Annotated in this window: 8 protein-coding genes; all 8 read right to left on the reverse strand. The window is 41.0% G+C overall.

All coding sequences use genetic code 11. The features are described from left to right. Positions 1–59 precede the first annotated feature (59 nt). A complete protein-coding gene (locus tag QNH10_RS20155; protein ID WP_283733002.1) occupies positions 60–1511 on the reverse strand; it encodes an O-antigen ligase family protein in 1452 nt (483 codons plus the stop codon). A gap of 138 nt (positions 1512–1649) precedes the next feature. After that, complete coding sequence (locus QNH10_RS20160; protein WP_283733003.1) at positions 1650–3140, reverse strand: DUF4855 domain-containing protein; 1491 nt, start codon at positions 3138–3140, stop codon at positions 1650–1652. 65 nt (positions 3141–3205) lie between these two features. Further along, entirely contained in the window at positions 3206–3358 is a 153-nt protein-coding gene (locus QNH10_RS20165; protein ID WP_283733004.1) for a hypothetical protein, read from the reverse strand. Between the two features lie 84 nt (positions 3359–3442). Next, a complete protein-coding gene (locus QNH10_RS20170) occupies positions 3443–4888 on the reverse strand; it encodes an S-layer homology domain-containing protein (RefSeq protein WP_283733005.1) in 1446 nt (481 codons plus the stop codon). A gap of 107 nt (positions 4889–4995) precedes the next feature. Further along, positions 4996–6729, reverse strand: a complete 1734-nt coding sequence (locus tag QNH10_RS20175; protein WP_283733006.1) for an S-layer homology domain-containing protein — start codon at positions 6727–6729, stop codon at positions 4996–4998. Further along, positions 6719–6955: a hypothetical protein gene (locus QNH10_RS20180; protein ID WP_283733007.1), complete on the reverse strand. Its 237-nt coding sequence runs from the start codon at positions 6953–6955 to the stop codon at positions 6719–6721. Before QNH10_RS20180 ends, QNH10_RS20175 begins: the two co-directional genes overlap by 11 nt. Before the next feature lie 380 nt (positions 6956–7335). Beyond that, positions 7336–9681: an S-layer homology domain-containing protein gene (locus QNH10_RS20185; RefSeq protein ID WP_283733008.1), complete on the reverse strand. Its 2346-nt coding sequence runs from the start codon at positions 9679–9681 to the stop codon at positions 7336–7338. A 2-nt stretch (positions 9682–9683) separates the two neighbouring features. Then, positions 9684–15509, reverse strand: a complete 5826-nt coding sequence (locus QNH10_RS20190) for a carboxypeptidase regulatory-like domain-containing protein (protein WP_283733009.1) — start codon at positions 15507–15509, stop codon at positions 9684–9686. Positions 15510–15679 lie beyond the last annotated feature (170 nt).

The raw sequence follows: 15679 nt of genomic DNA on the forward strand, positions 1-15679 counted from the left end.
GTTCATTAAACAAAAAAACGCCCCTTTCCAAGTACAAACTCGGAAAGGGGCTGTTCTATTTATTGCAAACGCGTATTTTTCTTTGAAGTATAAGCCAAGAAGACAGCTGTCAGAATGTAGAAGTACATCGTGAACGTCTTGTCTTCCCAGATATTGTAGATAAACCCGCACCAGTAGACGCTTATGAGTAAAGCTAACATCGGAATGGCTTTATCCGATTGCTTACGTCTCTTCCAGAACACGACTAACATGCCTAATAGGAAGACGGCGAATAGCAATACGCCTACAACACCATTTTGAGTAATGACCTGGATGTACTGGTTGTCCGAATAGATATTGAAACGGATGTCGTATTGGCTATAGTATGGCGACGAGTACACTTTCGAAGCAGAATCCCCGAACGTTCCAAAGCCCGTTCCGATTACCGGATAGTCTTTAAAGATCTCGAATCCTTTATATACAATGAACAAACGTCCAGTTGTCTTACTCTTTTCAAACGTATCTGACTGGAATGTCTCTTTAATGCGTGTCGTTTCAATGGCGAAAGTTTCATTAGGTTCAGGTGCACCTGTCCGTACGATTTCACCGATTTCAGTGTTCGAACTGATCCATTGTGCTGCCTTTGTCACCGGTACAGTAATAAGCGCGAAGCCCAATGCAGCGACAAGTCCTGCTTTCAGGACGAACTTCCAATTCCTTGTGAACAGGAAGTAGATGACAATTCCAATGATGAAGGCAATCCATGTTCCACGGCTATACGTAAGAATCCATGTACCTGCAAGCACTACAAGAACGATATTAAGCAACCATTGAAGCTTCGACTTCGGAAGCAACGTCTTTAAGTAATAAATAAGAATGCCGGAAATCGTTAAATAGACGGCGAACACGTTCGGGTTGTTTACAAGGCCGTAAATACGGCTTGCGTTATTTTTCGAAAGCTGACGGTTCACCCATTGATCCGGCATGAGGAGTGAACGGGCAGATAGCTTTTCGACGATTCCTTGGATGATAAGGACAACCGTAACAAATAAAGTCACAGCAAGGAAATTCATAATATCCCGTTTCGTAATGTCCAATCGTTTAACGATATATAGTAGAAGGAACATGATTACGAATGCGCGGATTTGGAAAATGATTGCCGTTAGGACGACGCCTGATAGGAATGCCGAAACGGTTCCCATTAAGATGAATGCGATAAATGCCCATTCGAATAGTTCGAAACGGAAAATCGACTTCCAGTCTTTCCGAGCATCCCAAAGTACGCGAAGGAAAGTGAAGACGATGATTAAATCACCAACAAGTTTTAATCCTGGGCTTAATTCGATCAGGAATGAGCGAAGCGGGAAGTAGATAAGCAAAAATAAAATGGCCTGTTTCGGCCTGAACAATGCAGCGATTGCGAGAACAAGTGAGATGCCATAGGCAATCATAGTATTCGGAATGACGAGCGCCACAGCGATGAGTAGAACCCCAATGATCGGCACAGCCATTTCTCTAAGGTTAAGATTCATGGAATGACCCTTTCTGTAGTTGTTTCACATTTAAATAGTATAACATAGCGTTAGTATGTATCGGCAGGTTTATTTCATAATTATGTGGACGATTCGGACTGGGAAAGGATTCATCAAAAAGGAGCGGTAAACCGCTCCTCAATTCTTCACTTCTTCTTTATTAAAAAACGTTTCTGTCAACTGCTCATACCAACGTTTGTATACAGGATGATTAAATGTTGCCATTCGTTCGACCATGTTTACTCCTTGGTAGAACATCATGCCTTTTTCATCTAAGCCATAGCGTTTTGACATATCCATGTAGAGGTCGAATGCTTCAACACCTTGTTCGGCTTTGTCCATATGGTAGGAATCGATTTCTATTGTAATTCCTGTGCCGTATATTTGAGCGTTCAGGAATGCGCGGTGCAGCCGTTCTTCTTTGTTGTTGATGGTTGATCTGAATGCATTAGGTTGGAGGAATGCGGCGTCGAAGCCGTAGTCTTTCCATTTATAGAAATTTGTAGATGTTGCGTGTGGTGAGTAGATGAAGAACTTGTCATTCTTCTTCAAGATGCTTGAAATGGATGAGATGATGACTTCATCGTCGACTGTACGGACTGTTTCACTTAGCCAATAGAAACCTTTGAAGTTCAAATTGTCATATTTACCGTTATCGAAGCGTTGCATGACTTCGTTTACATACCAATTGACAAGATCGTATCGGGCGTAGACGTCGCTTCCAACACTATCCCCACTAAAATTAATGATAGGCTCATTTCTCTTTGGATAGGGGATTGCGATATATACATCAACATTCCTATTCACAAAGCCAGCCGTCATGTTCAGGTTATTAATCGCTCCGTCTTGAGCGAAGGTTCTTTCGATATAGGTTCTCCAGTCAGAGTAGTTTGCATGGTTCGATGGTCCATCTACGAATTGATCACCACTTTCATTATAGCGTAGACCAAGGATAACGAATGTGTCGAACATGTCTATTTGACCACTGTTTACTGGCTTCGTTTTTAGGTATTGTCTGAAAAAGTAAGGTGAGAAATTCTCCGTTTCATTGAAACCGTTGTAAATGAGTACTCCGCTGTTGAGATTGGTTTTATCTGCAGCGGCGATCGTTTGTGGGTATTTATTGAATTTATTACTTTGGGGATGTACTGTCCCCTTTGGATAATAAAGGGCAAGTTCAATCGCGTCATCGACATTCCGCACGATCTCAACAAGTTCTCCTTCGTTTCTCACTTCGTAAGCGACAGGCTTCTGGTATACCCTGTTCAGGAAAGCGCTGAATTGGGCGCGAGTCACGGTTTCACCCGGACGGAATGTCCCGTCTTTATAACCTGTTGTCACTTCTTCGAATGCAATGGCGTCGATGTAAAGGAAATAAGGATCCTCATAAGGCACATCTACGAATTGACTGCCGCCCTTTCCTTCGTATCCATAGGCAGTTGCGAGCATTTTCGACATTTCGTCACGTGTTAGTGGTTCGTCTGGATGGAAGTAACCTTTGTCAAGTGAAAGCCAATTGTTTTCAAGTGCAATCATGATTTCCTTGTAGCCGGGTGAAGTTGGTAATAGGTCTTCGACTGGTGTCGGTTCACTGTTTAGTTCGTAGAGATCAAGGACTCTAGTCAGCATGACTGCTGCGTCTTTACGTTTGATGTCGTAGCCGGGTCTGAAATTGCCGTCGGAAAATCCACGGATTACATTATGTTGTGCTGCAAATTGAATATCTCGTAGGCCCAGTATTTGTAGGAAACGTCCTTGAATGTGGATGCATGTGCTGTTGATGTCCCGATGATGGATAGGCATATGATGGTGATGACGAAGCAGAGTTGCAGTAAACGTTTATTCATTCCACGTTCTCCTTCTTGTTGCAAAAATTCAAGGGGAAATCGATTGCGATGGAGCCATCGACTTCCCCCTTGGTGATGTTAGGTTTATTGGATATATGGTGCCGCAATGAAGCCAGTTTTTACTTTGCCATTAAGTGTTGTCTTTACCGGGTACCAGATGTACTGGTTGGGTGAATTGGCGTCCATGTCGTAGACTGGTCCACCGATTATTGTGAATGAGCCTTTGGTAACTTCTGTTAGGATTGAGTCAGTGCCGGAGCTTGGCTTGGATCTAAGGCCTTTTCCGGTGTAGTTTACAACTGAGCCTTCTTTGAGAAGTTCTGCTGATATTGTGTTGTCGCCTGTCATTGTGAAGGCTTTTTTATTGAATTCAATGTTGCTTGTTGTTGTGCCATCGTATGTGAAGTCGTCGATCGACATGTTGATGGATTTGATATTCGTTGCGACGAAGCCATTGCTCAGTTTGCTATAGACTTTTTCCTGGTAAGCTTTCAGGTTTCTTTCGCCTGTCGCCTGGTAAAAAGGACTGTTCATTGGTTTTGTTCCGTTATAGGCCATGACTGCAAAGTACCAATGTTCAAGGACGTTGCGGTCGTTGGTGCCGATAATAGGAAGATCTGTCCTCACGAAATTGTCTGATAGGACCTTAATACCCGATTCGATATTGTAAGCAATATCGTATTTAAGGCGCTCAGTGTCGAACTCAGTTCTGTTCGTTAATTGCATAAGCCCGATTCCGTTGTCTTCACTAATAAGCGGTTCGCCGTTGCTTAGGAAATGTTTCCAGCCGCTTTCGACTTCTACAATAGCCTTTGCAATTTCAGGTGGAACATTCGCATTTCTTGCTGCTTTTGTCACGAGGCAATTTAACGTTTGGCGATCCGGGTTCACTTTGCTTGCCGGATTGTAGCCGCAAGCATGCACCGTCAAGCGCAAGTTTTCGTTTGTTGCACGTGCAAGGAATGCAGAGAATTGTGCACGCGTGACTGGATTATTCGGTGCGAAAGTAGTTTCCGAATAGCCTTGTGTCACTCCAGCGGCGATGATTTTGGGTATGTATGCATATCCCGCAGAGCTGACCGGCACATCTGTGAATGTCATCGGTTCTTCCTCGGTCAATTTGAATGCCCTTGTAAGGAAGATTGCCATTTCCCCTCTTGTTACGGTTTCATCAGGCTTAAAATTGCCGTCTGTATAGCCTTTGATGATCCCTTCATCATTGGCAGATTGGATTGCACCTGATGCGAAGCTTTGGCTGCTGACATCTGGAAAGATAGTTGCCCTTTTTTCAGTCGGTAAATCCAACGCTCTGGCAATCATGACTGCCGCCTCCGCCCGTGTTACTACATCGTCGGGTGCGAAACGGTTTCCTTCCTTCCCTTTGATAACCCCTTGGCCTGCTAAATAATTAATATGTTCATAGAATTGGTAGGTGGCGCTTACATCCGTAAAACCTTCCGCTTTGGCAGAATTTACACCGCCTGTAACGAAAAGAGTGGCTGCTGCGATAAATACTATTATTTTTTTCATTATGTTTCCCTCCTTCATATTAGACTACTATAATATTGTACTGTTTGAAAGAGATAGGAAAAGCCCTCCAAAGCTTAGACGCTTTGAAGGGCTTGATAGTTTCATAATTAGTTAATGAATTTGATTTCTGCAAGGAAGTTGTAAATGATTTTCGCCATTTGTGCACGGTTAGCGTCAGCGTTCGGACGGAATGTGTCATCAAGGTAGCCGTCAAGTAGGCCTGCTTGGTAAACGCGCTCAACGTGTTTACGTGATGCTGCACCGATTTCCTTGTTATCTTTGAATGCTGTCAATGCTTTCTTCGTGTCGAATGTCACTTTGTCAGCACCAACATAGTCGATTGCACGGCTGATCATGATTGCCGCTTGGTCGCGAGTGATTTCTTCGTACGGACGGAATGAACCGTCAGTGAAACCAGCTACGATTCCAGCTTCAACAACTGCAGCGATTTCGCCGTTTTTGTTGAATGCTTGGCTTGTAGATACGTCTGCGAAGACATTTGCAGATTTATCCATCGCTACGATACCAAGTCCGCGAGATAGGATTGCTGCAAACTCACCACGAGTGATCACCTTAGTAGGAGCATACTCAGTAGCTGTTACACCGTTGACTACCATGCGGGAAGCCAATGGATTAACGTACTCTTCAGCCCAGCTTGTACCTGCAGTGATGTCAGTAAATGATTTAGAGTGTTCAATCAATGTATAAACAGAGTTTGTTGAACGGTATAGGTTTGCTGACTTTTTACCTTCCGTTACGTATGTCGGTACTGCAGTTACGTTACCGTTTGCATCAACTGTTACACCAACTGTTGTAAGTGGGTTTAGTTCTGAAGCAGCAGGTACTGAACGCTTAATTGGTGTTGGGAATACGTTCAATACTTGTGACTTACCGCCTGGTGCAACAACTGAAACGTTGAAGTCAAATGCGTCTGCAAGTACTTTGTATGCTGCTTTGCCCGCAAGTGGGTTGTCCACTTTTGTAACTGATACATTAAGTTTCAGTTCAGCAGAAGCAACATCCAAGTCTTTTGCAATTGCAGCAAGGTCAAATGCGTTAGCCGGCAATTCATATGCAACATCGCCGAATTGTAGCACAACTACAGCATTGCTGTTTTTCTTGGAAAGTGCGTTCAAGATTGTTGCAGGGATGTCAGCAACTGTTGTGCCAGCTTGTACTTTAACAACTAATTGATCAACTTTATCTGCTTTCTCGATTGCATCGATAGTAGCTTGTGGGTTGCTGCCGATAGTTGAACCATCAACCTCAACTGCATTGTCGCCAGTTGTTGGTGGTGTTGGTGGGATTACTACTCCCGGAGGTGTAATTACTTCAGGAGGAGTTAGAACAGTTTTGTATTCTTTGGCCAATGCTTTAAAAGCATCTTTGTGAGCTTGTGTGATTTCTTCAGATGAAACAATCTCATTTAACGCAAGTCCAACTTGAAGCTTTTTAACAGCATAATTAACTCCATCCTTAATAGGAGTGTAATCAGTGTTTGCATGGTATACGCCAAATAAAGCATCAATAAAATTATCAGCCTGTGATCCTTTTGTCGTGTCCATAGTTGACAATACTTTAGTTTGTACATCAACTAAGTATTCAACAAATAAATCACGCAAATCGCCTTTATATGATTCTTGGTCGAAAGCCGCTTTTAAATCTGCATCAGATACAGTTTCTGTTAATGTGTCGAAAGCATCTCCCATTTCGACCGCAGTTGTTGAATTAGCCAAGAATTCCAATAATGCATTTACTACTTTTATGGAGCTTTCATCGTTTGGATAATTTAGTATATCCTTAGTGAAATCCCCTGCTGCAAGTTGTTTTTTAATTTCCAAGTGCGCCTCTCAACAACACTTCTGCGTTTGCATCTTTAGATTTTAACTTGTCAAATGCTTTATTCAAATTGCTAATTAAGTCATTGACTTTTTTCTGTGCCGCCGCACCTAATGGTTTAGAGTCTGCTGCATTTGCAGTAGCACCTACCGCAAGGACCGGTGTCAATGCTACTGCACCAATCATTGTTGCTTTTAGAACTTTAGAGCTAGTATTTTTCGTTGTCATTCCTTCACCCCACTATATATTTTTTACTACATATTTAATAGTCTAATATAAAACACAATTTAAGACAAGCCAATTGGAACTTTTTGTCGAAATAGGTTTTACATTTTTCTTCTTTCCTGGAAATATAATCACAAAAAGTTATTATACTGAAACTACTTCATAACTTCACCTAACGAGTATATGAAAACCCACCCTATCAAAGTACAAGCAGATAGGGTGGGTTTAGATTTTAATGGGACCGGGTGATGTGTTTCCGCACACCCCCCGGTACTTTTCCTATGGTAAAACCTTCAGAAAAGATCTTAAATATAATCTACCAAACTATCTACTATACGTAAATGAGCTATTTTATTATTCACTAAAATAGACCAACTCCACTTTCAATCAATCAATCGCAATACATCCAGTGCACGGTAAAGCATGACTGCCGCTTCTGCGCGTGTTGCATTGTTTTTCGGCATGAAGTTGTCGGTATTACCTTTGATAACGCCGATTGCTGCTGCCTTGTAGACTGATTCGATGGCGAATGATCCAATCGAACCGTGGTCGTTGAAGTGTGCAGGCAATTCGATGCCTTCAAGCTTTGCTTTGTCTTGGTAAAGAATCGCACGCATAATCATTGTTGCAATCTCTTCACGCTTAATCGGCGCGTCTGGGTTGAACTTCCCGTTAGTTGTACCATTAACGATACCAGCACGTGCTGCAGCTTCAACTCCTGCGTATGCCCATTTCTTGCTCTTGTTCACGTCACCGAACTTCCCTTCATACTCTTTTAATGGAAGGTCAAGCGCGCGCGCAAGCAATACTGCGAATTCCGCTCGAGTGATTTGTGCATTCGGAGCAAACTCAGTTTCCGTCTTACCTTGGATGATGCCTTTTGCTGCTAGTGCATTGATTTCTTTTGCAGCAAATGTGTTTTTAATATCCTTGAAGTCTGGAATGATCGGCTCCGGCTTTTCTGGTTTCGGATCTACTGGTGGTGTTGGTGGAATGTATACTCCGCCTCCTCCAGGTGTTCCGCCATCGGATTTCGCCGTTGTGAACGTTAATTCCTTATCTGCACCTAATATCTTTCCTGAACTATCTTCAATATCTTCACTAACAACAAGGCGGTAAGTTGTTCCAGCTTTCAATTTTGATCTTGGAACAAATTTAAACGTTTTCGATAGTTTCTTCGAGTCATCTGTAACGAAGAATCCATCTTCATCGTTGTTATCTTTTCCGCCGTGACCATCTTTTTTATCATCTGGTGTTTCAATTGACTTGTAACCTGTTAGATCAATCGTTTCAACAGTTCCCTCGATTGGTGTATCGCTGCCCTCTTCGAACAGCTGGATAAGTGTCGCTTTGTCAGCTGTATTCATCAATCGATCGAATTCAATCGTCAGATCGTCTCCCGTTACTTCTGTTGTAACAATTACAGGATCCGAAATTCTCACCATCGGAACATTCAATTCCGTTTCCGGAGGAGGAACGTCCATGATACGTGAAATGTATGGCTCATAACCATCTTTCGTGAAGATGACGCGCCATTTTCCTGCGATGACATCCCAGCCGTAACGACCTTCTTCGTCAGTGATTTGTGGGTTGACTTGGCCATATTTTGCCGCATCCCATTGTACCCACTCTGTATCATCGTCATCTCCAACTTGCATTTCGACAACTGCACGAACTCCTTCAAGTCTGTTGTCCATGCTGCCTTCGAATACGTAACCAGATGGGTCAATCAAGACGATAATGTTCATCAATGGAAGCGTGATTTCCACATCATCTTTTTTGAACGTGATTTCCAGCAATTGCTCACCGTATGACGTCCAACGACCAAGCAGGCTACCGTCAAATGTGAATGTGTTATCTGTACCTTTGACAAGGTCATACTCTTTTCCAAGGAAGCTGATTTTCGCTGAATCCACATCCATATCGAATTTCACTGTCGTATCGAGTGGTGTATGCTCGACAATTGCAAATGTCGCAACGCCCGTATAAGGGTTCAGTTTTACATCGCCATTCCAACCTGCATGGACTGTTACATCAGTCATTTTCGGAACGTCTGGCTGATAAGTGACTGTTACCGGTTGCTTGGACATCGTCGTTTGCTGACCGTCAGTTACTTTTGCGGACAGTATGAATGTTTCTTTCGCCTTAGAGTCAGCTACCGGCAATTCTACATCGATGAACCACCATTTGCCGTCGACCTTTGTTTCACCGACTTTTTTATTGCCTGCAAACAGTTCTACTTTTGAACCATATTTAGCATTACCGTAAACCTTGATATTTTTTACACCCGTAAGCGCTGGTGCTTCAAGTGTTACGAATACGACTGATGTTGTAGACGAAAGGATTGATCCTTTTTCAGTCACTTTTGCAGTTACGGTTAAGGAAGAAGCTTCAACATCCCCAACTGTTGCACTGAATGTGATCCTACCGGATTCTCCAGCAGCTACTTCAGGAATAACCACTTTATTGCCATCAGATTTGACTGATTTTCCATTCAGGGAAACAGTTTCTTCTATTAACTTGAGTCCTGTAGGGATTGTTAATGTCACAGGGACATCCTCAGCCTTTTGAGTTCCATTATTCTTATAGACAAGCGTGAACTGGACTTCTTCACCAGAGACGACAGAAGTTTTGGAAACCGCAAGATAGTTTCCGTCACCATCGAAATCTCCGTCACCCTTCGCTTGGAGCGTTACTTCTCCGACATCGCTAGGTTGCTTACCTTCCATTGTTACAGTCGGATAACCGTAAGAATAGAATGATAGATTGTAGGTCTCAGTGTCTTCAAACCAGTTACTGCAAAACTTCCATCCGTAGCAGTACGACCCCAACCATAAGTTGTTTGACCATCTGCCGAAATTGAAACATTCGCCAGTGGATCGCCATTAGGGTCGACGACTTTTCCAGTCATCATTACAGCTTTTGCCAATTGAATGTTTTTCTCGACTTCATCATCACCAACTACAATTGTTTCCTGATGAGACAAGTAAAGCTGTGAATAGACATCAATCCAAATATCATCTGTTTTCGATAGGCCACTCAGCTTGTATTCACCAGTCGCATCTGTTTCTGCGTACGCATTCGTATATCCACCGTAAGCATAGACGTACGCATTCGCTACCGGCTGGCCTTGGCTATCCGTTACTTTACCAGTAATGACACGTCCTTGCTCCAAATTGATTTTAATTTCGGGATTATCCGCCACTACAACATTTTGATGATAGGACATAAATCCTTCAGCATAGATGTCTAACCAGTAGTCATCCGCAGCAGCAACATTTTCAAATACAATTGCACCATTTTCAGGCTTAACATTGTACTTGTAGTAGTTACCAACCCCGGTGTAACCATGTTTTTGATAAGTTGAATAGCTATACAAATAAATAGAATCAATTTTTTCGACATCGGCATTAAATTTAATCGTCAATGTCTTTTCATCGATTGTAAGCTTGTCGACTTCGAATTTATAATCCGTCGTCCCTTTCACCAAATTGATTGATGCAGTTGTTGTTAGGTAAGTACCTTGACCATAGACTGTCAATTTGTACTCGCCTGTTTCCAAATCTTTTAATACCGATTGCCCGTTATTCGTTGTGAATTTACCATTCACTGTAGATCCAAATACAATATATCCTTTTGGACCTGTTAATCTCGCAGACAGTACATCAGTTACAGGCTTGTCAGTAACTTTATCGAAAATTGTAATGGAAGCATCCGTAAATGCAGGTACTTTGTAATCTGGAGCAGCGACAATCTTGGATTGACCTACTTCAAGATCTTGTTGAGCATAAGTATTTCCATTTACAAGCACTGAAATTTTGTACTTGCCTGAAGGAAGCCCTTTAACCTCGAAAGCTCCATTAGCATCTGTCTTCACTGTGTACGTTTTATTCGAAACAAGACGAACTGTTGCATCCTCTACAGGTTGCCCGTCCTTTACAAGTCCTTTAACTGTAGAACCGACAGACCAATTAAGTTCATTTGAAATTTCTTCGGTTTTCTCTTCACCATTCAAGATTTGACCTGTCACTTTTTCAATGACTTTCTGGCCTTCTTTTACGATGAATATGCCTTCATACAATTTAGACGTTTCATTGTAAGAAAGTACCACTTCGTGTGCTTTGCCGTCTACATAGACATTCGCTACCGCCGTGAATCCTTCTTCATAAGAGCCATCCACTGTTACAGCCAGCTCGTCACCGATTGAAAGCAGCTTATCTGCATTTCGACCGTCTTTAAGTGTAATTTCTGTTGCAGTGAATGCATCCACAGTGAAACTGGCTACATCTGAAACGCTTGTGTTTTTAGCTGCATCTGATGAAGTGATTTTCACCTTATACGTTGTGCCTGGTTTAATGTTCGAGATGACTGCTGTTGTTCCCTTTTGTGATTCGCTAAGAACTGTGAACTCTCCATCGTTTTCAGCAACTTCAACTTTATAGGAAACAGCGTCTTCTGCACCTGTCCAAGTTACAATTAGTTTTCCTGCTTCTTTTGTGATTTGAATATTACTTGCTTTTTCAGGAGGTGTACGGTCGATTGTTACAACAACGCTTGTTGTAGCATCTTCATTGGATGCGACAATCGTATACTCTCCATCAGTTTCTGGATGGAATGTATGCGTGTATGCACCTTCTGAATCGGCCGCGACAACCGTGCCACTCACTTTTTTACCATCTTTTTGCAATTCCAATGTTACTTCTACATCCGCATTTGCTTTACCAATTACTGTAATGCTTTCTGCATTTGTGATTAAACCTGATTGCGGAGTATGGATTTGTACGAATGGCGTGTTTTCTCCCGTAACTGTAAATTCCTCTTTAAGAGTAATGGATTGACGTAAAGCTGTCGGGATATGCACTTCAAATGTGTATGTTCCTGCAATAAGCTCTTTATTAATGGCAAATTCTCGGTCGTTGATTGATCCTGTCATTTGCCATACTGTCTTGCCTGTATGATCTTTTACTGTATACTCCACAGGCACATCGTATTCTCCACTGAATTCTCCAATATAATCCCTGATTGGATCTTCCGATGCTTCAGCCGACATCATTTGTGGATTATTCTCCAACGCTCGGTAAATGTTAGTTATTTGGAAGTCACCGGAGTGGAGTGAAACAAAAGCTTGTAAATAGTAATTTTTATTTCCAATCTTGTCTAATTGGAAATTGAAAATGTTTCCTGATATTGCTTTTTTGTCGAAAATGAATTCTTTGTCTTCATTAAGATCGACAAATTTAACGACACTATAGCTCCAAGGTGTATCATTTTCCTCATTTGAAGCAATGTAATACCTTAGTGGACTGTATTGCCCCTTTTGTTGGGACATGGATGAAACCCAATCCGACTCGCTATGAAGGGAGAATCTATTTGGATAGTACTCGTATCCAGAAATCTTCATATCTTTAATAGTAACTTTAGCCAAGTCTTTTCCATCGACTTCGATTCCCATATTATCTGCAATAGTTGTTTTAGGTACGTTTAACACCGTTGCATTTTGTGAATTGTCAACTACTATTATGCGGCCATGATAGTTGTTCGGAGACGCCAATACTTGGAATGATTCTTTTCCACTAACACGTATTGGGCTAAATGGAGAGTATCCATCTGTAGCAAGTCCAAAGTTCAGTTCCGCACGTTGAATAGTTGTCGGGTTTAAATTATGCGTAATTTTAATTGACTTCAGGTCTTCAGATAGTTGCAATGGGTTAGATTTACTGCTGTTCAGCAATTGCTCACCTTTCATTGCTTGGATATCAATAACACCTAAATTATTTTGCAGTGTTCCAGTCAGTAAAATTTTATACTGTGAATCCGGATTCAACTCCAAACCATATGGCATAGTAAATTGCATATCATAGAAGTTCAAGTTCAAGTTGAATGTTCTTCCGTACTCATGACTGTCCAAGTCGTCATTTTGAATAGTCATTTGTCGAGGTTGGAACTTACCGTATTTTGTATCCAACTCTACCGGAATAGCCAATGGCTTTTCTTGCCCATCCACGTAAATGAATGAATCCATTGAGAGGGATACGATTTCTTTATTAACTGTGCTTTCAACCAATTTAATCTTATAGATGCCTTTTTTCAACGGCTCCGTTAATGCAAATGAATCGAAATAATGCGTTAAAATCGGTTCGCCGATACGTTTGTCGTTTTCATCGTAAATTTCATAAGTGAATGAGTTTTCACCTATAATATCCAATTGGCCATAGTCATTTTCGAAGTATGTGAAGACTATAGTCGAATTTGAATTGGTATACGCGTAACCGTCGTACGTAGTAAATTCAATCCCCTGTTCTTTTTTATCTTTCCCATAAGGAACTGGTCCTTTATAAGTCGTATCTCCGTCCCTTACCGTTAGATAGGTAGAAGGATTGCCTATGATCTTTTCGCTAACATATAGCTTGGAATAAGTTTCCCCATATGGGTACAGGGAGAGACTTGCATTCTCATATTTTGAAGATGGCTTTAATAATTGCCAATCCACATTTGTTAAATCCAATGAGAATTCATTATCCCCATTTACAAATCCAAACCATTTGTATTTTTCATTGTTTGCATTTGTTCCAACCCAGTTAACGAGGAATTTTGCATCCTTGGATACATGCCACCCAAATTCGAATAGATTCACTGATACACTTGTTGAGTTATCCATTCCAAGTAGCATGAAATTCACTGAATCAGTATTAAAGAATCCAGTATCCACTTTCATTTCCACAAGGTCGGTTGCACTGAAGTGGTAATTCTTATCCGCTTGACCAGTAAATTCTTTTGCATACATTGTTTTGGAAGTATGATCTACGACTGTCATGTAATAGCTCAAGCCATCCAAAATATAAGCATCCGGAATGAATGCCTCATATACACCATTAACTGATTTGATTTCTTTTGAAATTACTCGATTGTAATAACGATTTTCTTTTTCACCTGTTTTTTCATACAAAGTGACAATTCCTGATTGTAGTAGTTCACCTTTTGAGTTTTCAGCAGTAAAAACAGTTCCTTTTAATTCTTGAACTCCCGAATCAAATACAAATGATTCTTCTGCAGATAGCTCGTTTCCTTCTTCGGTAAGATAAGTTGCCTTTACTGTGTAAGTACCACTTTTCCATGTTGAAGCATCAATTTCGATTGATGAATGAAAATATTCGTCGGACCATTCAAAAACTTTTTCCGAGCCGTTGAATAGTTCAAACTCAATTGGGTTCACCGGAATTCCACTCATCCTAAATTGACCGGATCCTAAAGTGAGTTCATAATTCACCCACAAAAAATGATTCGTATTTGTGTTTAGACTTGTAAACTCTAATTTTGTTGGCGCTGTTGGAATTTGTATTGTTTGATCACTATCAATTACAAACACACCATCCCAATTCGCGTTATTTGAAAAACTTAAATTATAAGTTCCATTCGACAGTTGAATTGCTGCATTTTCACCTTCGTTAATAAGGAAAGTAATATCGGAGTTTTTCAAATTCAAATAACCCCAATTATAAGTTCCATCAAACTCCACCTTTGAAGAATCTGCCAAAAGTGTGTCATAGTCAATCGGTTTACCGATTGTGACCTTTCCATTAAGGAAATGTTTTGTTTCGTCTTTTTCCCCTTCTATCACATATTGCAAAATTATTGGGTTTTCAGAGACTAACAATCCATTTGATACATAAAGTATGTTGTAGTTATCACTCCATTGTTCTCTATCTACCGGTATGAATCGCATTTCATAGATACCCAGACCGCTATTTTCCGAACTAAGTGCTGTTTTCAATAAATCCTCGTCAGATGGGATGGTTTTACCAGTGACCTCCAATAGTTCGTCACCTTTTACAACCATCTCATTATAATAAGTGTTGGTCTCACCGTCTTCTTCATATTCAATCCAATAAATAACCTTGTACTCGTCATTCGGCTGAATAGAATCTGCAGGGAAACTCAATTTATGAATTCCTTCACTACTTATAGACCATGACATGTCTATAGATCTACCATATTGTCCATCACGCACTTTGCTTAATAGGATGCCTCTTCCAGAGTTGATAATTCTTTCATCTGAGTTAGCATCGATATTTATTTCATGCATGTTTACGTGGGAAGGACTCGTTACTTCAATGTTCACCAGAGTAGTGAAATCGCCATAATCAACTGTAATATACGTTTTTCCAGCATAAACAGATGTTACAAAGCCTTCATATACAATAGCAACTGTATTGTCAGCTGAGGCAAATGTTGCGTCTGCTGTTACATCCTTCTCCACTGTAGTGCCATCTGGCTTTGTCGTCGTTTCAGTTACAGTCAATTGCCGCCCTTCTCCGAGTTCAAGCCGTAGTGATTCGTAGTTAACGGAGTACGTGATCTCACCATCGACTTGGCCAGTGACCATAGTGCCATTAATGGACCCTTCAATCATTTGCATGGTACTTTCGCTTTGTGTGTTCGGTTTGAACGGTTTTACTTGTTTTGCTGATGCACTTGCCGAAAACGGCATCATCATTGACAGAACAAGCACGAAGGCTAATAGACTATTTAGCGCCTTCCTAAAGTCCCGCGTTTTCAACCCCATCTCCCCTTTTAAATTGATTGATCACACTATTGTATAAATAGAGCGTCTCTATGAATATATCATAAAGTCTGATACTTTGGGAGAATTGGCTCAAAAAATAGGTAAAATATTACGTCGCAATTAATTAATGGAATAAAATATGAAAAATAATGTAATTAAAAAGG

This window comes from Sporosarcina thermotolerans (assembly GCF_030067815.1).
Lineage (GTDB): Bacteria > Bacillota > Bacilli > Bacillales_A > Planococcaceae > Sporosarcina > Sporosarcina thermotolerans.

Coding starts and splice junctions, on each gene's coding strand:
- QNH10_RS20155 (WP_283733002.1), bottom strand. CDS start 1,511: ATGAATCTTAACCTTAGAGAAATGGCTGTGCCGATCATTGGGGTTCTA.
- QNH10_RS20160 (WP_283733003.1), bottom strand. CDS start 3,140: ATGCTGACTAGAGTCCTTGATCTCTACGAACTAAACAGTGAACCGACA.
- QNH10_RS20165 (WP_283733004.1), bottom strand. CDS start 3,358: ATGAATAAACGTTTACTGCAACTCTGCTTCGTCATCACCATCATATGC.
- QNH10_RS20170 (WP_283733005.1), bottom strand. CDS start 4,888: ATGAAAAAAATAATAGTATTTATCGCAGCAGCCACTCTTTTCGTTACA.
- QNH10_RS20180 (WP_283733007.1), bottom strand. CDS start 6,955: ATGACAACGAAAAATACTAGCTCTAAAGTTCTAAAAGCAACAATGATT.
- QNH10_RS20185 (WP_283733008.1), bottom strand. CDS start 9,681: ATGGAAGGTAAGCAACCTAGCGATGTCGGAGAAGTAACGCTCCAAGCG.